The following is a 22589-nucleotide window of genomic DNA, read 5'->3' as shown; positions in this document are numbered from 1 at the left end:
TCTCCCTGATAATGTCCAGGAGAGCCTGGCAGGCCCTCCTGCAGAAAGGTTATACCGCGAGGCGAGTATCCGTTACGCGCTGACGCAGTATGAGGTAGCCGGTAACAGCTGATACCACCGATCCAATTAAGATGCCAAGCTTGGCCCAGTTAATTAACGCGGGATCGACATTGCCGAAGGCCAGCGTGGCGATAAAAATCGACATCGTAAAGCCAATCCCGCACAGAATGCCCACCGCCATAATCTGCCGGCAGGTGGTCCCCTCCGGTAGCGAGGCCCACTTCAGCTTCAGGGCCAGCCAGCAGAACAGGCTGATCCCCAGCGGCTTACCGATAAACAGGCCGGCCATGATACCCAGGGGCAGCAGCGACGTCAGTCCATCAAGCGTAACCCCCCGCAGCGAGACGCCCGCGTTGGCGAAGGCAAACAGCGGCAGGATCATAAACGCCACCCACGGATGCAGGACATGCTCAAGCACTTTAGCCGGTGACTGACCCTGCTTCTCCTGGAGCGGGATCATAAAGCCAACGATGACCCCGGCAAGCGTCGCGTGAACGCCGGACTTCAGCACCGCGGTCCACAGCACCGCACCGACCAGAATATAGATCCCGGTGCGTCGCACGCCGCTCAGATTCAGAACCACCAGCACCGCAATCGCCGCCGCCGCCACGCCCAGCGAGAGCATTGACAGGTCGTGGGTATAAAACAGCGCGATAATCACGATAGCCCCAAGGTCATCAATAATCGCCAGCGCCATCAGGAAAATCTTCAGCGCCGTCGGGACGCGGCTGCCTAACAGCGCCAGCACGCCGAGGGCAAAGGCAATATCCGTCGCCGCCGGGATCGCCCAACCCTCTCTGGCGACAGGATCCTGAGCGTTAAAGGCCAGATAGACCAGCGCCGGGACGATCATCCCGCCGAGCGCGGCAATCACCGGAAAGACCGCCTGACGGCGACTCGCCAGCGAGCCCTGAATCAGCTCGCGTTTAACCTCCAGGCCAATCAGCAAGAAGAACACCGCCATCAGGGCATCATTGATCCATAGCAGCATATTCTTGTTGATCTCCAGCGCCCCCACCCGCAGCTGTACAGGCGTATCAAGGAAGGAGTGATACAGACCGCTGGACACGCTGGTATTGGCCATGACCATCGCCAGCGCCGCGGCGATGATTAAGACAATGCCGCCGGAAGCATCGCTACTGAAGAATCGTTGCAGATGTTTCACTTTTACTTTCATCCTGTTGGTGAATAACTCGATAAAAGTATAATACACAGACTGATAACTCGAAAAAATCAGATTTAAATTGCGCCAATACTCGATTTTTACGAGTTAAAGAGGAGGGATAAGACAATGATAGACTGGGCAGCAAAAGGCCAGGCGTTGACGAAAGCAGAATTAACCGCGCAGATCGTCCCACATTTTCTGTCTTTTATTATATTCATATTTCAGACAATCCAGCGTCACGGTCACGTTCGCCGGAGACAGACGATTTAGCTGCGGCAAAAAAGGATGCGCGTGCAGGTATTGAATAAATTTCGTCGCGCCATTTAACGTGGCGTGCCGCAGATTGGCCGTTTTTTTATTGCCGGTTAGGTTACAAACCGCCATCGCATAGTCCCGTGTAGAGAAGGTCCGCCAGACATTGTTGCGGTTCCCTCCGCCCATAAACAGGCGCGGCGGGATATCATGCAGCGGCGGCGTCATGCCTCGCTCTCTGACAAATGAGATATGGCATCGCCCCTGTTGAACCTGCTGCAAATTCGCCATCAGGCAGCCACCTAATATAAAACATTCCTGATCGATGTAGTGTTGAATATTGAGGGAACGTGCATCTGTCAGTGTTTTGACTAATTCAAAATGGCGATAAGCCGGCAATACGGGTTTGACCAGCATCCCCGGATCGTTTTTGTATAACGCCGCCGGTCCGTAATCCACATCAAAAAGCGTTGCGCGCCGCATCGTTATCGCTTCTTTCCGTTGCACAAGATGTACCAGCGTACCGGGCGGCAGGCGCTCTTCGTAATAAGAGTGGTATTGATACTCCGTTTCAACGGGCTGGAGTGAATAATTGGTTGTTACGGATATAATCCGACCGGTAGTCTCCTCGGCGGTGACCAGCACATACAGAAAATTGTCACCGCCGTTAAATTTAACCCGAAAAGCGCGGGTGCTGAGGGTAATGTCGAAAGCGGGAAAGGCAAACTCACGTTCCGCCTGATTTGCCCTGCGGGATAACTTCTGTAATTCACGGCTTAGTCCGGTACTGTCTAACGCAAGGGCGGATCGGATATCCGCCAGCGAAGCCCCATCCTGGATGAGTGCGGCAAGATAATCCTGGCGCGGATCGGTTTTATATCTGACGGGATAAAGAAATGTTTTATGGCACTGCTGGCAGCAGACGCGTGGCTCCCCCTGCGCGGAAAAGCCATACTTTTTTAGTGAGACGCCGCCGCATCCGGGGCAGGATTTTATCAACCCTTTCCATACCCGATTTACCGACTGGCGAAAAAGATTCAGCGATCTTGCCGAAATCACAGGAAAATGAAAACCACATGCCCTGCATAACACATTTTTCCCCTGGTTCTGGTAATCCGGGCTGTTCAACACGCCCAGATTTTTGCAGCCTGGCGTTTTGCAGCTATCGACATTAACCTGAGAAAACATGATTAACTCCCTGTGACGGTATGATTTTCAAACAAATATTGATTTTATCTCTGCCGGTGAAAAACCATTCTGATGGAGCGTTTTCATCGCGCTCATAGTCACCGCGCTATGAGAGAAAAACGCTTTATAGCCTGCGCACAAATAGTTGTGGTTTCTCTCGCCCGTCGCGGATTGCAAGAAGCGGTGCTTGGGGCAGCCGCCGTAGCAGGCAAATTGCCACTGACAAGAGCGACACTCCTGCGCCATTGAGTGGCTTTTATCATCACCAAACTGCTGGTTTTGCGCGCTATTATTCATCGCATGTAGCGTTGTATCCTGAATATTTCCCAGCCTGTACTGCGGATAAACAAAATGATCGCAGTTATAAACGTCGCCGTTCATCTCCATCGCAAACGCGCTGCCGCAGGTTGGCGCGAATACGCATACCTGGGGAGGCAACCCACACCAGGCGGCAAGCGTCTGTTCAAACATCTGTATGCCTATGTCGCCAATGTCTTCGCGGACCCATACATCAAAAATAGCGTTAAGAAAATGGCCAAACTGTAGCGGATCAACCGACCACGGCATCATTTTTGTTTGCCTGTCCTCAGGGTGCGCCAGCCCAAGGCCGCTCTTTTCGCTGCTTCTTTCCACCAAAGGGATAAATTGCATATAACGGCTGCCGATGCTCTTCAGATAGCGATATACCTGAAGCGGATGGCGCATATTGCTCTGATTAACAACCGTCAGCGTATTAAATTCAACGCCGTGGCGGTGCAGACATTGTATGGCCTGTTCAACTTTCGCATGCGTCGCTTTTCCCGAGCGCGTAACGCGCCATTCGTCATGCAAGGCTGCATCGCCGTCAATGGAAATACCGACCAGGAATTGATTGGCCCGAAAAAACTCAGCCCATTGGTCGTCGATCAAAATGCCGTTCGTCTGGAAGGTATTCACAATCGTTTTTCCCGCAGCATAACGCTGCTGGAGTTCGATCGCCCGGCGATAAAAAGGTAGCCCCATCAACGTCGGTTCTCCGCCCTGCCAGGCAAAAATCACCTCATCAACCTCTTGCGCGGCAATATGTTGTTTAATGAAGCGTTCCAGCATCTCGTCTGACATTCTGTAGTTGCGCTTTCGCTCCGGGTAGAGCTTTTCCTTTTCCAGATAGAAGCAGTACTTACAATCAAGATTGCATACTGAACCTGTCGGTTTAATCATGACCTGACAGCTCTTTCTTCGCATGATCGCTATATCCATCCCAATAAAAAGAACCTGATTCAGTTTAAACACCGAATCAGGCGGGCATCGCCCTAAGTGGCATACTACGGTTTTATGGTTATTCGGTTAGCCCCAGGTGACCGGCGTCGGCTTATCGCCACGGGCTTTCATTAACGAATCGTTATCGATGTCTGCTTTATACTTCAGGAACTTATCGTACAGTTGTTTCTCAATATCCGGCCGTTTGCCAATCTGATTGAGCGTTTCGTAACGGTCGGTCTTCAGGTTGTAGAGATACTTCGGTTTATTTTCACGATCGATGATCATTTTCCAGTCGCCATCCCTGATCGCCCACTCATCGGTTGGATCGTCCTGGAATGGCATATCAACGCCGAAGATCAACGGCTTATTACGCTCCAGCGGCTTCTGTTCCAGCAGCGGAACCAAAGACTGGCCATCGTACGTGCGATCGTTCGGGAGTGTAAAATCCATCATCTTCGCCAGCGTCGGCATCCAGTCAAGACCGGAAACCGGCGTATCCGTCACCATCCCCTGCGGCAGATGTTTGCCATATTTAATAATCGCCGGAACGCGGATGCCGCCTTCCCACAGATTATCTTTACGGCCACGCAAACCATCGGTCTCACCCGCCAGGTTCAGCTCATACACCTTACGCGCCTCACGCGTTACCGGGCCATTGTCACTGGTGAAAATCACGATGGTGTTGTCTTCTTCGCCCATTGCCTTAATTTTATCCAGCACTTTACCGACCTGAGCATCCATGTAACTGATGTTCGCGTAGTACTCCCCCGTGCCACGCCACGGTTTATCAGCCCAGTCGCCATAAAACAGGTCTGGATGCTGTTTTTGGTACGCGCTCATATATTGCGAGTACATATCGAGATACTTCTTCGGCGAAGCCAGCGGGCTGTGCACCTCAGTAAACGCGACATATAAGAAGAACGGCTTATCATCTTTCTTATTATCCAGCCAGTTCACCACTTCAGAGCTGACAAATTCACCGCTCATTTTATCTGCGCGACCAATTCGTTGCCCATTGCGTAGCCATCCTGTCGGATGCACCACCCCGTAGCGAGGACGCTCTTTGGCATTATCCAGCGTGGAATCCGTGACAAATCCCGCCGGATTCACCAGACTGTAATCAAACCCCATATCTTTTGCCTGGGGTTGATCGGTACGATCTCCCCCTGCATTCAGGTGCAGTTTGCCCATCATCGCCGTGTCATAGCCCTGCTGTTTCAACAGATTGGCGATGGTCAGTTCATTACGCCCTAATGCAACATCTTTGCCTTCCGGGATCCATGAGCGAATACCGGTACGAAATGGCATACGACCGGTTAACAGACCCGCACGGGAGGGAGAGCACAGCGGCGCAGGCGCATAATAATCGGTGAATTTCACCCCTTCCTGCGCCAGTTTGTCGATATTCGGGGTTTTGACAATGGGATGTCCATAAGTTGCAAGATCGCCATACCCTAAATCATCAGCCAGAATAATAACCAAATTAGGACGCTTTTCTGTTGCGGCATGTGCTGTTGACAGCGCGCTCCCGGCACATAGCGCCAGCCCAATCATACTGGCAACAACTGTTCTTTTCATTTTAACTCCTTTGACATTTTTTAAAATTCATACCCAACCATATAAATCATTTGATCGCCAAAGCCGTCATAACCTAATTTGTTTTTAAAATAACGCCAGGTTACCGTTGCCTTCCAGCGAGGATAAAACTTCCAGGCCAGCGTTAAACCGCCATTAATGCCATAATCACCGTGTTGCTGTTCCGCGTAGGCGTCATTTCGCTCAAATTCAATTTCATTCCAGTCTGACAGAACAAATTTCTCGTCAAACAGTGTGAAGTTATAAGCTGCCGTCCAGCCCAGCACATACCCGTTCCAGCCGCTTGTTTGTCCATATTTTGGCGAAACATAATCACCCGACTCATTGTGGAGTCCGAGGTAAGGTTTAAAGAATCCCCATTTCCCGGACCATCCCAGATAACCAAGACCATAAAACATGTCCAGATCATCCCCCCACGTATTTTCCCACTGGCCATAAATCTTGCCAAAGAGCGTATAGTCAGAGCCAAAAAGGCGAACATGCGTCATCGCTGAAACCGTATGGTTACGCCCCGCGACAGAATGGTTGAGTACATTACTTTCAAAAAAAGAATAGAATTCAGCTTCTTTAAAATTGACGCCAAAATCAGCTGTGGCTTTCCAGACTTCACCACGACCTACATCGACAAAGCCGCTGTTCCAGTCAGCATAACCTGCATTAATCGATCCAAAAGAATATTGGTAGTCCAAAGATGCTTGTACGGAGTGACTAAAGCCCGAGGATGCTGCAAGTATCGTACAAGCCAATAGCGTATTTTTTATCCGAGGCATTGAAAGTATTTCCCAAAGTTATAATTCGTCCATAGCCATACACTACTTTTCTGCGGCGCTTATTGTTAGCGAAACACACCGTCAAAATAGTGATGAAAATCTCATATCAAAAGGGACGATGGGTATTATCAGGCATGTGTCAAAATATGTTGTTTTAGTGAGGGTAAGTTATTATTTATAAATATCCGGCACGATCATAACGCACTTGTCTGTTACCTATTTTTGTCATAACTGGCGCGTAAGGACGTTATTGATATGAGCGACGTCCGACAATACCCATTTGGGCAACCACAGATGAAACGTTCGGGCTTTATCCTGGATGATTAAGACATAATGCCCCAGCAACATCGAAATGACCAGACCATCAATTATTCATGTTATAAATAATAAAGCCCTATTGAGATTAACTGCACATATATTAAATGCATGTAGGTTATGCCATGAGGGGAAAATAAATCAATGGGAAGAACGCTGTTAATACTCCTGATTCAATAAAATAAAGATTCTGAATCAAAGAGTTAAATTAATGGATGCATCAAGAACAAATAAAAAAGCCTGGGATTTCTCAATCTCAGGCTTTTTATCAGCAATGACGGAAATGATTAACGAGTCAAATCATCAAAAAACTTCTTCACACCGTCAAAGAAGCTTTTCGAACGCGGGCTGTTGTTTTCCCCGGTCGGGCCGCCGAAGCTTTCCTGCAGCTCCTTCAGCAGCTGCTTCTGCTTCTCGTTCAGCCCCACCGGCGTCTCCACCACCACCCGGCACAGCAGATCGCCCTGCGCGCCGCCGCGAACGGATTTCACGCCTTTCCCACGCATGCGGAACAGCTTGCCGGTCTGGGTTTCACCCGGAATTTTCAGGTTGACGCGACCGTCGAGCGTCGGGACCTCAATCTCACCGCCCAGCGCAGCCATGGTGAAGTTGATCGGCACTTCGCAGTACAGATTATTACCTTCACGCTCAAAGATAGCGTGCTGCTTCACCTGAACCTGAACGTACAGATCCCCTGCCGGTGCGCCATGCTCGCCGGCTTCGCCTTCGCCCGCCAGACGGATCCGGTCGCCGGTATCCACGCCCGCCGGGATTTTAACCGACAGGGTTTTGGTCTTCTCAACACGGCCGTGACCATGACATTTATTGCACGGATCTTTAATCAGCGTACCGCGTCCCTGACAGTGCGGACAGGTCTGCTGTACCGCAAAGAAGCCCTGACGCATCTGTACCTGGCCCGCGCCATGACAGGTTGGACAGGTCTGCGGTTTGCTGCCTGCTTTGGCGCCGCTGCCGTGGCAGACGTCGCACTCTTCCAGCGTCGGAATACGGATCTCTTTGGTGACGCCACGAACCGCTTCTTCCAGCGTCAGCTCCATGTTGTAACGGAGATCGGCGCCGCGCGCCGCGCGCTGCCGGCCACGTCCGCCGCCAAAGATATCGCCGAAAACATCGCCAAAGATATCGCTGAAGTCCGCACCGCCGCCAAAACCGCCGCCGCCGCCCATGCCGCCCTGCTCAAAGGCCGCATGGCCGTACTGATCGTAGGCCGCACGCTTCTGGGCATCAGTCAGGATTTCATACGCTTCTTTGATTTCTTTAAATTTGGCTTCGGCCTCTTTATCACCCTGGTTACGGTCCGGGTGATACTTCATGGCCAGGCGCTTATAAGCCTTTTTGATTTCACGCTCTTCCGCTGTTTTGGAGACGCCTAAAATCTCGTAGTAATCTTGCTTTGCCATCGGTGTTTTTCAGCCCCTTAACATGCGTGCACGGGCGGAGAGGAAACCTCTTCGCCCGTGCCAGTGTTTTACCCGTTCAAAGGGCGATTATTTTTTATCTTTCACTTCTTCGAACTCAGCGTCGACAACATCGTCGTCTTTCGCGTTGCTCGCCTGAGCGTCAGCGGAACCCGCCTGCTGCTGCGCATGCTGCTGCTGGGCGATTTCCATCAGCTTCTGGGAAACCTGCGCCAGCGCCTGCATTTTCGCTTCGATGTCCGCTTTGTCTTCACCTTTCAGCGAAGTTTCCAGCGCGGTCAGCGCAGACTCGATGGCAGTTTTGTCGTCAGCCGGCAGTTTATCGCCTGCTTCTTCAACCTGCTTGCGAGTGCTGTGCAGCAGATGGTCGCCCTGGTTACGGGTCTGTACCAGCTCTTCGAACTTACGGTCAGATTCGGCGTTAGCTTCCGCTTCGCGAACCATTTTCTGAATTTCTTCTTCATTCAGACCGGAAGACGCTTTGATGGTGATCTTCTGCTCTTTACCGCTGTTTTTGTCTTTCGCGGAGACGTGCAGGATACCGTCAGCATCGATGTCAAAGGTCACTTCGATCTGCGGCATGCCGCGCGGCGCCGGGTTAATGCCATCCAGGTTGAACTGACCCAGAGATTTGTTATCAGACGCGCGTTTACGCTCACCCTGCAGCACATGGATGGTAACCGCGGACTGGTTGTCTTCAGCGGTAGAGAACACCTGGCTGTGCTTGGTCGGGATAGTGGTGTTTTTGCTGATCAGCGCAGTCATCACGCCGCCCATGGTTTCGATACCCAGCGACAGCGGGGTCACGTCGAGCAGCAGAACGTCTTTCACATCACCGGTCAGTACACCGCCCTGAACGGCAGCGCCGATCGCCACGGCTTCATCCGGGTTAACGTCTTTACGCGGTTCTTTACCAAAGAACTCGGCCACTTTTTTCTGCACCATCGGCATACGAGTCTGACCACCAACGAGGATGACGTCGTTGATATCGGAAACGGACAGACCGGCATCCTGCAGGGCTACTTTCAGCGGCTCGATGGAACGGTTGACCAGGTCTTCTACCAGGCTTTCCAGTTTCGCACGCGTCACTTTGATGTTCATGTGTTTCGGACCGGTCGCGTCTGCCGTGATGTACGGCAGGTTAACGTCGGTCTGCTGAGCAGAAGAGAGTTCAATCTTCGCTTTCTCAGCGGCTTCTTTCAGGCGCTGCATCGCCAGCGGGTCGTTGCGCAGGTCAATGCCCTGATCTTTCTTAAATTCATCAACGAGGTAGTTGATCAGACGGGTATCGAAGTCTTCGCCGCCCAGGTGAGTATCACCGTTGGTCGCCAGTACTTCGAAGGTTTTTTCGCCATCAACTTCGTCGATTTCGATAATAGAGATATCGAAAGTACCACCACCGAGGTCGTAAACCGCTATCGTGCGGTTGCCCACTTCTTTATCCAGACCGTACGCCAGCGCGGCCGCGGTCGGTTCGTTGATGATACGTTTGACTTCCAGACCGGCGATACGGCCAGCATCTTTGGTTGCCTGACGCTGCGCATCGTTGAAGTAAGCCGGTACGGTGATTACCGCTTCAGTTACCGGTTCACCCAGGTAATCTTCAGCCGTTTTCTTCATTTTTTTCAGCACTTCAGCAGAGATCTGCGGCGGTGCAGTTTTGGTGCCCTTCACATCCAGCCATGCGTCGCCATTGTCTGCGGCAACAATTTTGTATGGCATGATAGAAACGTCACGCTGAACTTCTTCGTCCTGGAAGCGGCGGCCAATCAGGCGTTTAATCGCAAACAGGGTGTTTTGCGGGTTTGTCACTGCCTGACGTTTAGCCGGCTGACCAACCAGAGTTTCACCATCCTGGGTATAGGCAATGATAGAAGGCGTGGTGCGATCGCCTTCGGCGTTCTCCAGCACGCGTGCAGTAGTGCCATCCATAATCGCTACACAAGAGTTGGTAGTACCCAGGTCGATACCAATAATTTTACCCATCTAAACGTCTCCACTAAAAATTCGATCAACATGTGGTTGTGAACCTGTAATAAGGGCGAAACGTGCGGTTTCAACTGCCCAGACATCATTTTTTTTCAGGTTCTTCACTGCGGTTGACTACAAGATGGGGTCGCCCACCCCGGCATCAAGGGGCAAGCAGAAAAATTTTTTGTCGGAGGCCAGCCGACGCCCTCGCCCGCTGCCGTCGATGGCTTAGCAAACGATGTTGTCGGGCGGCAAAAAAGATGGCGAAACACCCATACAAGTAACGAATAAAAAAAACCGAATATATTCATAATATCATTGACATAAAACGCAATACTTGTGCGCTAAAAGCCCCGTTTTCGCAGTGATAAGATCCCCGCCCTCGCACTTTACTTATTCAGGGGACAGATTAATGAAATCACTATTCCGGCTTTCAGCGGGGCTTATCCTTAGCGTGTCAGTTATCACCTCGGCGGCCGCCAACGACCATAAGATCCTCGGCGTGATAGCCATGCCGCGCAATGAGACCAACGATCTGACGCTGAAGCTTCCCGTCTGCCGGGTGGTCAAACGTATTCAGCTCAGCGCCGAACGCGGCGATATTCAGCTCTCCGGAGCAACGGTCTACTTTAAGGCCAGCCACGGCGCCAGCCACACCCTGAACGTGCCCGCCGGGATCAAAGAGGGCCACACCACCGGCTGGATCTCCCTCAACAGCGATAACGACAACAAGCGCTGTGTGAAAAAAATCGCCTTCTCCGGCCACACGGTCAACTCCTCAGATATGGCCTCACTGAAAATTATCGGCGACGACTAACGTCGTCCCCTGCCCGAGAGAAAACGTTATGCATATTAACTATCTGGATGATGACGATCTCGCCTTTCTGCCTGAGTGCAGCGAGGCGCATCTGGAAGCGTTTACCCGTATTCTGACCCACGGGGAAAATGGCAAACCCCGTATCTCCAGTACGCTGCTGCGCAACGAGACCTTTCTGTCTATGGAGGGCCACCCGGAGCGCTATCGCCGCAACTGGCAGTTGATCGCCGGCGAGCTACAGCATTTCGGCGGCGACAGCATCGCCAATACGCTGCGCCGCCATGGCAAATTTTATCGCGCCATCCTGCTGGATGTGTGTAAAAGGCTAAAGGCGAAGGTCGATAAACAGATGACGACGCCGCAGATCGAGCAACAGTTGTTGACGCATTTTCTGCAGCACAGCTGGAATAAGCTGGATGAGGAACAAAAAACGCAGTTTCTCGCCGCGGTGGAGTGCCGGAGTCATGAGCTGGAAAGCCTGCTGCCCCATCTGTTGAGGCGCCGCAAGCTGAGTGAAGGCGTTGCCCTGCTACTCGATGAGCGGTTAACCGCCATTCTGCGCACGCACGCCGCCGTGAGCGTCATCGGCCATGGCCTGGTACGCGGCGCCGGGCTGGGGGGGCCGCTTGGCGCCGCGCTGAACAGCGTGAAAGCGGTAAGCGGCAGCGCTTATCGGGTCACCATCCCCGCGGTTCTGCATATTGCCTGTTTACGACAAATGCTCCACTCGTCGTCGGGCACAACTGAAATTGGTGAAAAATACCCCGCCAGATCATAGACAGCCTTTCCGCGCCTCATTATTATGCCGCGCCCCGCCGCCAAGTCGCGGGGTAATGCTTCCCTTTTAATGATAATTTTGAGGAATTATGGGCAACACTAAGTTGGCTAATCCGGCACCGCTGGGCCTTATGGGCTTCGGCATGACCACTATTCTGCTTAACCTGGCGAATAGCGGCCTGTTCGCATTCGATGTAGCTATCCTGGCGATGGGCATTTTTTACGGCGGCATTGCGCAAATTTTTGCCGGCCTGCTGGAATACAAAAAAGGCAACACCTTTGGCTTGACCGCTTTTACCTCCTACGGCAGCTTCTGGCTGACGCTGGTTGCTATTCTCCTGATGCCGAAAATGGGCCTGGCTGATGCGCCGAACGCGCACTTCCTCGGCATGTATCTCGGCCTGTGGGGTATTTTTACGTTGTTCATGTTCTTCGGTACGCTGAAAGCCGCACGCATGCTGCAGTTCGTGTTCCTGAGCCTGACGGTGCTGTTTGCGCTGCTGGCGATTGGTCATCTGGTGGATAACGAAGGCATCGTGAAAGTTGCCGGCTGGGTCGGCCTGGTTTGCGGCGCCAGCGCCATTTACCTGGCGATGGGCGAAGTGCTGAACGAGCAGTTCGGCCGCACCGTGCTGCCGATCGGCGAACCGCGTTAATCTTCCGCCGCCGCCCTGTAACAGGGCGGCGGCTGGTCATCATCGGCAAACCTGCTTAGCGCTGCAGCTCCCCTTCCGGCAACCTCGCCGCCGTCAGCCCCTGACGCAGCCAGATACCTAATCCCAGCCCCATCAGCGACAAGGCCAGCACATACCAGGCCGGGGCCATCGGCGACACCCCCATCAGCATCGTGACGGCAATTGGCGTCAGGCCGCCAAAAATCGCGTACGACAGATTGTAGGAAAAGGAGATGCCGGTGAAGCGCACTTCCGCCGGGAAGGCCCGCACCATAACATAAGGCACCGCCCCCACCACGCCCACACAGAGTCCCACCGTGCCGTAGAGCAGAAACAGCCGCTGCGGGCTGGCGCCAGACAGGTGGTAAAACGCCCAGCTGGCAACCGCCAGCAGCAGGCTGCCGACGATAAAGGTGCGGCTGGCGCCGAAGCGGTCCGCCGCCAGCCCGGCGAGCAGACAGCCGATGCACAACATAATCGTGGCAATGCTGTTGGCCTGCAGGGTTATCGCCGGGGCGAAGCCATAGTGTTTCTGCAGCCAGACCGGCGACATCAGGATCACCACCACCACGCCTGCCGACAGCAGCCAGGTCAGCAGCATAGAGACCGCCACCGCCTTCTGGTGCTTGAGGACGACCGCTTTTACCGGCAGCTCCTGCGCCAGCGCTTTGCGCTGCTGCATCTCAAGAAAAATCGGCGTCTCCTGCAGCCAGCGGCGCAGATACATCGCCACCAGACCAAATACGCCTCCCAGCAGGAAGGGGATCCGCCAGCCGCCGTCGTGGATCCCCTGCGGCGTCAGGCTGGTGTTGATAAGCGTCGCTACCACCGATCCCAGCAGGATGCCTACGGTCAGGCCGGCCGTCAGCGTGCCGCAGGCGATACCAATGCGTTTTTCCGGAACATGCTCGGCGACAAACACCCAGGCGCCAGGCACCTCGCCGCCGATCGCCGCCCCCTGCAGAATACGCATCAGCAGTAACAGCAGCGGCGCGACGATGCCCACCGAGCTGTAGGTCGGCAGCAGACCAATCGCCAGGGTCGGCAGCGCCATCAGCAGGATGCTGAGGGTAAACATTTTCTTGCGGCCTACCAGATCGCCAAAATGGGCCATGATGATCCCCCCCAGCGGACGCGCCAGGTAACCGGCGGCGAAAATGCCAAAGGTCTGTACCTGGCGAAGCCATTCCGGAATATCCGCGGGGAAGAAGAGCTCGCCGACGACGGCGGCGAAGAAAACGAAGATGATAAAGTCATAAAACTCCAGCGCGCCGCCAAGGGCGGCCAGCGTCAGCGTTTTATAATCCTGGCGGTTGAGCGGTCGGTTTGCATATGACATAACGCGATTTCATCCTGAGGCGTGCAGCGTATTTTATAGTGTGTAAAGTAAACAGCACTATATCGTAAATAAAACGGCACACCATCAGCGATGCATGTTATGTCACAAATGCATCAAATTCAGGATAAAGTTTCGCGTCGGGCACTTTTGGGACGAAATGCTTCTACCACACGGCCATCGGTTTCCACATAAGGCCCCTCCAGCAACTGTACACAATAAGGTACACTTGCGAAAATACCGTGCACCAGCACGTTGCCGTCAGCATCTTTCACCCCTTCCAGGGTCTCCTGAATCGCTTTCGGTTGTCCGGGAAGATTGAGGATCAGCGCCTGCTTGCGGATCACCCCGACCTGCCGGGAAAGGATCGCCGTCGGCACAAAGTGTAGGCTAACCTGGCGCATTTGCTCGCCAAAGCCCGGCATCTCGCGATCGGCAATCGCCAGCGTGGCGTCGGGCGTCACATCGCGACGCGCCGGGCCGGTGCCGCCGGTGGTCAGCACCAGATGGCACCCCATCTCGTCAACCAGTTCGCACAGCGTTTGCTCAATAATGACCTGCTCATCCGGAATCAGGCGAGTCTGCAGTTCAAAAGGGGTGGTAAGGGCACGCGCCAGCCACTCTTCCAGTGCCGGGATGCCTTTGTCCTGATAGACGCCGCTGGAGGCGCGATCGGAAATGGAAACTAAGCCGATTCGTAAGGTATTCATGGTTATTCCGTTCAAACTGTGGCGTTAAACGAAATGATACACTGCTGCTGGCGGGACAGACAGTGTAATGTGGCCGACGGACGTCGGCCACATGCGGGATTACAGCAGTTCGCCGATCATTTTTTCCAGTTTTTCCTGGTCGATCGCAAACTTACGGATACCTTCCGCCAGTTTGTCTACCGCCATCGGATCCTGGTTATGCTGCCACAGGAACTCAGATTCGGTAATACGCTCCGGACGCGCTTTCACTTCACCGGTATATACCAGTTTACGCTCAACGGCGCCTTCGCTTTCGGACAGCTCTTTCAGCAGCGCCGGGGCGATGGTCAGGCGGTCACAGCCAGCCAGTTCCAGAATTTCGCCAACGTTACGGAAGCTGGCGCCCATCACCACGGTTTCATAACCGTGCTGCTTGTAGTACTCGTAGATTTCGCTGACGGAAACCACGCCCGGATCTTCTGCCGGCGCGTACTCTTTTTTATCGGTATTGGCTTTGTACCAGTCGAGGATACGGCCAACGAACGGCGAAATCAGGAAGACGCCCGCTTCGGCGCAAGCGCGAGCCTGAGCGAAGGAGAACAGCAGCGTCAGGTTGCAGTTGATGCCCTCTTTTTCCAGCTGTTCAGCGGCGCGAATGCCCTGCCAGGTGGAAGCCAGCTTGATCAGAATACGATCGTTGCTGATGCCCGCGTCGTTATACAGCTTGATGATGCGCTTGGCTTTAGCGATAGACGCTTCGGTGTCGTAGGAGAGACGCGCATCCACTTCGGTGGAGATACGGCCCGGGATCAGTTTCAGGATTTCGAGACCGATGTTCACCGCCAGCTTGTCGGAAGCATCGAGGATCTGCTGCGCGCGATCGCTGCTCTGGCTACGAGCCCAGGCCACAGCGTCGTCAATCAGCTTACGGTACTCAGGGATCTGAGCCGCGCCGAGGATCAGGGAAGGGTTGGTGGTGGCATCCTGAGGCTGATACAGCTTCATTGCCGCAATATCTCCGGTGTCAGCGACGACAGTGGTGTACTGACGCAGAGAAGTTAATTTATCCGTCATGATATATTTCTCTTAAACAGCAGTTAAGGGGATGTAACCGGTCTGCCCAGATGATAACACGCTGCCGGGTCAGCGCAACCGCCGACGAGAGAAGAGCGCAGAGTGTGATAAACTATGCAGATTAATTTGCTGAAAGCGCAAGGATTGTCACTTAATTGGTAACGCTTACACTGGCGTGCCGGCATGGACAAGAGGATGTTTAATGCCTGATTTTCTCTCATTTATCAATGAAATACTCTGGGGCTCAGTGATGATTTATCTGCTACTGGGCGCCGGTATCTGGTTTAGCTGGCAAACCCGGGGTATTCAGTTCCGTTACGTGCGCAAATTTGGCCGCAGCCTGAAAAAAAGCCTGCACCCGCAGCCGGGCGGTTTAACCTCCTTTCAGGCGCTCTGTACCAGCCTTGCTGCGCGAGTCGGCAGCGGCAATCTTGCCGGCGTTACGCTGGCTATCGCCGCCGGCGGGCCCGGCGCCGTATTCTGGATGTGGGTCTCCGCCCTGCTCGGCATGGCCAGCAGCTTCGCCGAATGTTCCCTTGCCCAGCTGTATAAAGAGCGCGATAGCCGCGGGCAGTTTCGCGGCGGTCCGGCCTGGTATATGGCGCGCGGGCTCGGCATGCGCTGGATGGGCGTTCTGTTTTCGATCCTCCTGCTGCTGGCCTATGGCTTTATCTTCAATACCGTACAGGCCAACTCCGTGGCCCATGCCCTGCGCTATGCGTTCGATCTGCCGGCGGCAGTCAGCGGCGGCGTGCTGGCCGTTGTCGTTCTGCTGGCCATCCTCCGTGGTTTACGCGGTGTGGCGCGCCTGATGCAGTGGATCGTCCCCATCATGGCGCTGCTGTGGATCGCCACCAGCCTGATTATCGGCCTGTGGCATATCACCGCCCTGCCGACGATTTTCGCCACCATCTTTCGCTGCGCCTTCGGCTGGCAGGAAGCCGCCGCCGGCGCGGTGGGCTACACCATCAGCCAGGCGCTGACCAGCGGCTTTCAGCGCGGCATGTTCTCCAATGAAGCAGGAATGGGCTCTTCGCCTAACGCCGCCGCAGCCGCCGCCTCCTGGCCGCCGCACCCGGCGGCGCAGGGTATCGTGCAGATGATTGGCGTGTTTATCGATACCATCGTCATCTGTACCGCTAGCGCGATTATCGTCATGCTGGCGCCCCACCCCGACAATGAGTATACGCTCAACGGCATCCAGGCCCTGCAGCATGCGATGAGCATGCTGGTCGGGGGCTGGGGGGCGGGTTTTATCGCTTTCATCGTGCTGCTGTTCGCCTTTAGCTCTATCGTCGCCAACTACCTGTACGCGGAAAATAATCTGGTCTTTCTGCGCCTGGATAAGCCGCGCTATATCTGGGCGCTGCGGATACTTACCGTCCTGATGGTGCTGCTGGGAACCCTGGTTAGCCTGCCGGTCGTCTGGCAGAGCGCGGATATCATTATGGCGCTGATGGCGATGACCAACCTGACGGCCATCCTGTTGCTCTCCCCGACGGTGCGGATTATCGCCAGTGATTATCTGCGTCAGCGCCAGCTGGGCATTCAGCCCACTTTCGATGCGTCGCGCTATCCTGAGATTCACCAACAGCTGGCCCCCGGCGCGTGGAATGAACTGCCGCGCGAATAGCGCGGCAATCGCAGCTATCGATCCCACCATGCACTTTTTTTGTTAAAATTCGTCGAAATTACCTGCAAGGACTGGATATGCTGATTCTGATTTCACCTGCTAAAACGCTCGATTATCAAAGCCCGCTGGCAACGACTCGCTATACCCAGCCCGAACTCCTCGAGTATTCTCAACAGCTTATCAGCATCGCCCGTCAGCTGACCGCGCCGCAAATCGGCAAGCTGATGAGCATCAGCGACAAGCTGGCGGATCTGAACGCCACCCGTTTCCACGACTGGCACCCTGACTTTACGCCGCAAAATGCCCGCCAGGCGATCCTCGCCTTTAAGGGCGATGTCTACACCGGCCTGCAGGCAGAGACGCTCACCGAGGACGACTTTGACTTCGCCCAGCGACACCTGCGCATGCTCTCCGGCCTGTATGGCGTGCTGCGTCCGCTGGACCTGATGCAGCCCTACCGCCTGGAGATGGGGATCCGTCTGGAAAACCCCCGCGGCAAAGATCTATACCAGTTCTGGGGCGAGACCATTACCGAGAAGCTGAATCAGGCGCTGCAGGCTCAGGGCGACGATATCGTCATCAACCTGGCTTCCGATGAATATTTTAAATCGGTGAAAACGCAAAAATTGCAGGGCCAGCTGATCAAGCCGGTATTCCTCGATGAGAAGAACGGCAAATTCAAAGTGATAAGCTTCTATGCCAAGAAGGCCCGTGGCCTGATGAGTCGCTACATTATTGAAAACCGCTTAACCCAGCCGGAACAGCTGAAATCCTTTAATAGCGAAGGCTATTTCTTTGATGCGGAGGCGTCGGAGAAAGGCGAACTGGTGTTTAAACGCCACGAGCAGTAAGTAAACGGTCCCCCTACGGCGATCGACGCAACAGGGGGACGGTAAGGATTTAGCCCATCATCAGCTTACGCAGCGCGGCGAAATCCGCCGGCAGGTTGTGAGACAGCAGCGGCAGGTCGGCGCGGTCGGCCAGCTCTTTCGGCAGCGGCAGGGTCTCCTGCAGGATCTCCTCCACGCTCTCTTTGAACTTCGCCGGATGGGCGGTGCCGAGGAACAGACCGTACTCTCCCGGCTGCAGCTGATCGCGCAGCGCGCGCCAGGCAATCGCCGCGTGCGGCTCAGAGATGTAGCCGATGGCCTTCAGCTCACGCATTGCCGCTTTGGTGGTCTCATCATCGACCGCGGCATAGCCCAGCTCGCTGAGACGCCAGATTTTACGGCGGAACAGCTCTTCGACACGCGGCCAGTTGTTCGGCTGGCTGACGTCCATGGCGTTGGACAGCGTCGCCTGGGTGGCTTTTGGCGCCCACTCGCCGCCCTGCAGATAGCGCGGAACGGTGTCGTTGGCATTGGTGGCGGCGATAAAGCGTTTGATCGGCAGACCCAGCGACTTCGCCAGCAGACCGGCGGTCAGATCGCCGAAGTTGCCGCTCGGCACGGAAATCACCAGTTGATTGCGGGCTTCCTGCGGCAGCTGCGCCGCCGCTTCGAAGTAGTAGCAGATCTGCGCCAGCAGGCGGCTGATGTTAATGGAGTTAGCCGAGTTGAGCCCCAGCGTCGCCTTCAGTTCTTCATCGTCAAACGCCTGCTTCACCAGCGCCTGGCAGGCGTCGAAGTCGCCGTCAATCGCCACGGTTTCAATGTTGCCGCCGAGAGTACAGAACAGCTTCTCCTGCAGCGGGCTGATCTTGCCGCGCGGGTAGAGGATCACTACCTTAACGTTCGGCAGTCCGTAGAAAGCATGCGCCACCGCCGCCCCGGTATCGCCAGAGGTCGCCGTGAGGATGGTGACCGGCTTATCGCCCGCGATGTGGGTCAGCATCTGCGCCATAAAGCGGCCGCCGAAATCCTTGAACGCCAGCGTGGGGCCATGGAACAGCTCCAGACAGCCGACATCCTCCTGAACCTTGCTCACCGGCGCCGGAAACGCAAACGCCGCGCGGACCCGCTGCTGCAGGACATCCTGCGGGATCTCATCGCCGATAAAGGCGGATAAAATTTTGGCGCTGCGGGTGACAAAATCCTGCGCCAGCATGTCGTCGATTTCAGTCAGGCTGAATTCCGGCAGATCGTGCGGAAAGAACAGGCCCTGATGCTTGCCAAGTCCCTGGGTAACGGCCTGCGCAAAGCTGACCTGCTCATTGTGATCTTTTAAGTTATACAGTTTCATTGGTTATCCCACTACGCGTGCGCCCGCCGTGTCCAGCCGGCAAATATGAACAAAGCCTTCCTGATTCTGCAGATAGTGCGCGCCAAGCCAGTCGGCGACGCGCTGTGCGGTGTCCGGCTTATCGCACAACGCGAACAGCGTTGGGCCAGAGCCGGAGATGCCGCAAGCCTGGGCGCCCATCTCCATGGCCGCCTGACGCGCTTCGCTAAAGCCCGGCAGCAGTTTGGTTCGGTACGGTTCGGCAATCACATCTTTCATCAATTTTGCCGCCAGCTGCGGCTGGCGGGTGTAGCAGGCGTGAATAAAGCCCGCGAGGTGGCGACCATGAGCGATACAATCCTGACGGCGGTACTGCGCCGGCAGAATCGCCCGCGCTTCGGCGGTAGATACTTTAATCCCCGGATAGGCCAGCACCCACAGCCACTCATCAAACCCGGGCACCTGCTGGCTGATAATCCCGTTCTCTTCGATCATCAATTGCATGCCGCCAAGATAGCACGGCGCCACGTTGTCGTAGTGAATGCTGCCGGAGATACGCCCTTCCATCTCCCCCATCAGCGCCAGCATGCGCGTCTCGTTCAGCGGCTTACCGCAAAACTCGTTCATCGCCACCAGCGCGGCGACCACCGAGCAGGCGCTGGAGCCCAGCCCGGAGCCAATCGGCATGTTTTTTTCCAGGGTCATCGCCACCGGCACCGTTTTACCGATCTCCCGGCAAAAGCTTTCCCAGCACTGGTAAACAATGTTCTCCTGCGGCGCCGTCGGCAGTTTACTGGCGAAGCGTCCCAGATTCTGCAGGCTGAATTGCTCCGCCGCTTCGACAGTGACGTTGTCGCCAAGCAGCGTGCCATCGACCGGCGTGACCGCCGCGCCCAACACATCAAACCCGACGCTCATATTGGCACTGGAAGCCGGGGCATATACTTTGACCATCTTAAACTCCTAACTTCCAGGAAAGGGTGCGCAGCAGGTCGGCGAATACACCGGCCGCCGTGACGTCGTTCCCGGCACCATAGCCGCGCAGCACCAGCGGCAATGGCTGATAATAGTGGCTGTAAAAGGCCAGCGCGTTCTCGCCATTTTTGACTTTGAACAGCGGATCGTTGCCGTCAACGGCGGCAATTTTCACCCGGCAGGTACCATCCTCTTCGATGTTACCGACATAGCGCAAGACTTTACCTTCATCGCGCGCCTTAGCGATCCGCGAGGCGAACGCATCATCCAGCGACGGCAGGCGGGCCATAAAGGTCTCAACATCACCGCTGGCGTCGAAGTCCGCCGGCAGCGCCGACTCGACGATAATGTCCGACAGCTCCAGTTCACGTCCAGTCTCACGGGCCAGAATCAGCAGCTTACGCGCGACATCCACCCCGGATAAATCGTCGCGCGGATCCGGCTCGGTATACCCCATCTCACGGGCCATCGCCGTCGCCGCCGAGAAACTCACGCCTTCATCCAGCTTGCCGAAGATAAACGACAGAGAGCCGGAGAGGATCCCGGAGAAATGGCGCAGTTCATCGCCGGCGTTGAGCAGGTTCTGCAGGTTCTCAATCACCGGCAGGCCAGCGCCAACGTTAGTGTCATAGAGGAACTTGCGGCGCGAGCTGCTCGCGGCGTGGCGCAGCTGATGATAATAATCCAGCGAAGAGGTATTGGCCTTTTTATTCGGCGTGACCACATGGAAACCTTCGCGCAGGAAGTCGGCGTACTGATCGGCGACCGCCTGGCTGGAGGTACAGTCGACGATCACCGGATTCAGCAGGTGGTACTCTTTTACCAGGCGGATCAGGCGACCGAGATTAAAGGGTTCTTTCGCCTCCGCCAGCGCCTCACTCCAGTTTTCCAGATTCAGACCATGCACGCTGGTCAGCAGCGCCTGAGAGTTGGCCACGCCGCAAACGCGCAGATCGATATGTTTGCTCTTCAGCCAACTCTGCTGGCGTTTGATTTGCTCCAGCAGCGCGCCGCCGACGCCGCCGACGCCGATGACGAACACTTCGATCACCTGGTCGGTGTTGAACAGCATCTGATGGGTCACGCGCACGCCGGTGGTGGCGTCGTCATTGCTGACCACCACCGAAATGGAGCGCTCGGATGAACCCTGGGCAATCGCCACGATATTGATATTGGCGCGGGCCAGCGCGGCAAAAAACTTTGCCGAGATACCGCGCAGGGTGCGCATTCCGTCGCCCACCACCGAGATAATAGCCAGACGCTCCATAATGGCCAGCGGCTCCAGCAGCCCCTCTTTCAGCTCGAGATAAAACTCATCTTCCATCGCCCGTTTGGCACGCGCGCAGTCGCTCTGCGGCACGCAGAAACTGATGCTGTACTCGGAAGAGGATTGGGTGATCAGCACGACCGAGATGCCGGCGCGGGACATGGTGGCGAAGACGCGGGCCGCCATGCCGACCATGCCTTTCATCCCCGGCCCGGAGACGTTGAACATCGCCATGTTGTTGAGGTTAGAGATGCCTTTGACCGGCAGATCGTCCTCGTCGCGGCTGGCGCCGATGAGCGTTCCCGGCGCCTGCGGGTTGCCGGTATTTTTAATCAGACATGGGATTTGGAACTGGGCGATAGGAGCGATGGTGCGCGGGTGCAGCACTTTCGCGCCAAAGTAGGAGAGCTCCATCGCCTCCTGATAAGACATCGATTTCAGCAGACGCGCATCCGGCACCTGGCGCGGGTCGCAAGTGTACACGCCGTCGACATCGGTCCAGATTTCGCAGCAGTCGGCGCGCAGGCAGGCGGCCAGTACCGCAGCCGAATAGTCGGAGCCGTTGCGCCCCAGCACCACCAGCTCGCCCTTCTCATTGCCGGCGGTAAACCCGGCCATCAGGATCATATGGTCTGCCGGGATCTGGCTGGCGGCGATGCGGCGGGTGGATTCGGCGATATCGACCGTGGATTCCAGATAGTGGCCCACCGCGAGCAGTTTTTCCACCGGGTTAATCACACTGACTTTATGACCACGGGCTTCCAGCAGACCCGCCATGATGGCGATGGAGAGCTTTTCGCCTCGGCAGATCAGCGCGGCATTGACGCTGTCCGGGCACTGACCCAGCAGGCTGATACCGTGCAGGACATGCTTAATCTGAGCAAACTCCTGCTCAACAAAGGCTTTCAGCTGGGCGAGCGGGAAAGCGGGCTGGGCGTCGGCAAGGCCCTGAAGAAGTTCGGTAAAAATGCGTTCAGCGTCGGCAATATTGGGGAGGGCATCCTGGCCGCCAATGGTCTTTTCAATCATCGCTACCAGATGGTTGGTGATCTTCGCCGGGGCAGACAGGACGGTCGCTACCTGCCCCTGCCTGGCATTACTCTCCAGAATATCGGCAACCCGCAGAAACCGTTCCGCATTTGCCACTGATGTACCGCCGAACTTCAACACTCGCATGGTTCTTACCCCT

At 55.4% G+C, this 22589-nt stretch carries 18 protein-coding genes; 5 read left to right on the top strand and 13 right to left on the bottom strand.

Translation table 11 applies throughout. The features are described from left to right. Positions 1-49: 49 nt before the first annotated feature. The 7 genes from nhaA to dnaK form a co-directional block, all read right to left on the bottom strand. Positions 50-1225, bottom strand: coding sequence for a Na+/H+ antiporter NhaA (nhaA, locus tag ABLU95_RS15185; RefSeq protein ID WP_218810385.1), 1176 nt, complete (start codon positions 1223-1225; stop codon positions 50-52). Positions 1226-1396: 171 nt separating this feature from the next. Further along, entirely contained in the window at positions 1397-2665 is a 1269-nt protein-coding gene (locus ABLU95_RS15180; protein ID WP_048336371.1) for a cytoplasmic protein, read from the bottom strand. Positions 2666-2692: 27 nt separating this feature from the next. Next, entirely contained in the window at positions 2693-3892 is a 1200-nt protein-coding gene (locus ABLU95_RS15175) for an anaerobic sulfatase maturase (RefSeq protein WP_086075200.1), read from the bottom strand. Positions 3893-3991: 99 nt separating this feature from the next. Further along, a complete protein-coding gene (locus ABLU95_RS15170; RefSeq protein WP_049014573.1) occupies positions 3992-5485 on the bottom strand; it encodes a sulfatase-like hydrolase/transferase in 1494 nt (497 codons plus the stop codon). A gap of 20 nt (positions 5486-5505) precedes the next feature. Next, positions 5506-6273 carry an outer membrane protein OmpK gene (locus ABLU95_RS15165; protein ID WP_065883321.1) on the bottom strand — a complete coding sequence of 256 codons (768 nt, stop codon included), beginning with the start codon at positions 6271-6273 and terminating at the stop codon, positions 5506-5508. Between the two features lie 602 nt (positions 6274-6875). Next, positions 6876-8009 carry a molecular chaperone DnaJ gene (gene dnaJ, locus ABLU95_RS15160; protein ID WP_002887955.1) on the bottom strand — a complete coding sequence of 378 codons (1134 nt, stop codon included), beginning with the start codon at positions 8007-8009 and terminating at the stop codon, positions 6876-6878. Between the two features lie 87 nt (positions 8010-8096). After that, entirely contained in the window at positions 8097-10013 is a 1917-nt protein-coding gene (gene dnaK / locus ABLU95_RS15155; protein ID WP_023291917.1) for a molecular chaperone DnaK, read from the bottom strand. A gap of 397 nt (positions 10014-10410) precedes the next feature. Here dnaK and ABLU95_RS15150 point away from each other — a divergent pair, with 397 nt between their 5' ends. From ABLU95_RS15150 to satP, 3 genes are all read left to right on the top strand, one after another. After that, the gene (locus tag ABLU95_RS15150; RefSeq protein ID WP_023291916.1) at positions 10411-10815 is read left to right on the top strand and encodes a DUF2541 family protein; all 405 of its coding nucleotides are present in this window, start codon (positions 10411-10413) and stop codon (positions 10813-10815) included. Positions 10816-10843: 28 nt separating this feature from the next. Next, positions 10844-11593, top strand: coding sequence for an acidic protein MsyB (gene msyB / locus ABLU95_RS15145; protein WP_348879886.1), 750 nt, complete (start codon positions 10844-10846; stop codon positions 11591-11593). Between the two features lie 88 nt (positions 11594-11681). Then, positions 11682-12248 carry an acetate uptake transporter gene (gene satP, locus ABLU95_RS15140; RefSeq protein WP_032452395.1) on the top strand — a complete coding sequence of 189 codons (567 nt, stop codon included), beginning with the start codon at positions 11682-11684 and terminating at the stop codon, positions 12246-12248. A gap of 55 nt (positions 12249-12303) precedes the next feature. On the opposite strand, the gene ABLU95_RS15135 is transcribed toward satP, so the two are convergent. The 3 genes from ABLU95_RS15135 to tal all read right to left on the bottom strand — a co-directional run bounded on the left by ABLU95_RS15135 (position 12304) and on the right by tal (position 15365). Next, entirely contained in the window at positions 12304-13605 is a 1302-nt protein-coding gene (locus ABLU95_RS15135; protein ID WP_023291913.1) for an MFS transporter, read from the bottom strand. Positions 13606-13724: 119 nt separating this feature from the next. Then, a complete protein-coding gene (mog, locus tag ABLU95_RS15130; RefSeq protein ID WP_004204229.1) occupies positions 13725-14312 on the bottom strand; it encodes a molybdopterin adenylyltransferase in 588 nt (195 codons plus the stop codon). A 99-nt stretch (positions 14313-14411) separates the two neighbouring features. Then, the gene (tal, locus tag ABLU95_RS15125) at positions 14412-15365 is read right to left on the bottom strand and encodes a transaldolase (RefSeq protein WP_004204228.1); all 954 of its coding nucleotides are present in this window, start codon (positions 15363-15365) and stop codon (positions 14412-14414) included. A gap of 202 nt (positions 15366-15567) precedes the next feature. On the opposite strand from tal, the gene ABLU95_RS15120 reads away from it, so the two are divergent. Both ABLU95_RS15120 and yaaA read left to right on the top strand, forming a co-directional pair. After that, positions 15568-16998 carry a sodium:alanine symporter family protein gene (locus ABLU95_RS15120; RefSeq protein ID WP_348879885.1) on the top strand — a complete coding sequence of 477 codons (1431 nt, stop codon included), beginning with the start codon at positions 15568-15570 and terminating at the stop codon, positions 16996-16998. Positions 16999-17075: 77 nt separating this feature from the next. Beyond that, entirely contained in the window at positions 17076-17849 is a 774-nt protein-coding gene (gene yaaA / locus ABLU95_RS15115) for a peroxide stress protein YaaA (protein ID WP_032452393.1), read from the top strand. A gap of 49 nt (positions 17850-17898) precedes the next feature. Here yaaA and thrC read toward each other — a convergent pair whose 3' ends face one another. Genes thrC through thrA form a run of 3 tightly spaced genes read right to left on the bottom strand, consistent with a single transcriptional unit; the run spans position 17899 to position 22576 of the window. After that, on the bottom strand, positions 17899-19179 hold the full coding sequence (gene thrC / locus ABLU95_RS15110) for a threonine synthase (RefSeq protein WP_002887863.1): 1281 nt from the start codon (positions 19177-19179) through the stop codon (positions 17899-17901). Positions 19180-19182: 3 nt separating this feature from the next. Next, positions 19183-20112 carry a homoserine kinase gene (thrB, locus tag ABLU95_RS15105; RefSeq protein WP_002887853.1) on the bottom strand — a complete coding sequence of 310 codons (930 nt, stop codon included), beginning with the start codon at positions 20110-20112 and terminating at the stop codon, positions 19183-19185. Between the two features lies 1 nt (position 20113). Next, the gene (gene thrA, locus ABLU95_RS15100; protein WP_044525310.1) at positions 20114-22576 is read right to left on the bottom strand and encodes a bifunctional aspartate kinase/homoserine dehydrogenase I; all 2463 of its coding nucleotides are present in this window, start codon (positions 22574-22576) and stop codon (positions 20114-20116) included. Between the last annotated feature and the right edge of the window lie 13 nt (positions 22577-22589).

The sequence above is a fragment of the Klebsiella sp. GG_Kp146 genome (assembly GCF_040061975.1).
Taxonomy (GTDB): Bacteria; Pseudomonadota; Gammaproteobacteria; order Enterobacterales; family Enterobacteriaceae; genus Klebsiella; species Klebsiella quasipneumoniae.
This window is presented reverse-complemented; position numbering and strand designations above follow the sequence as displayed.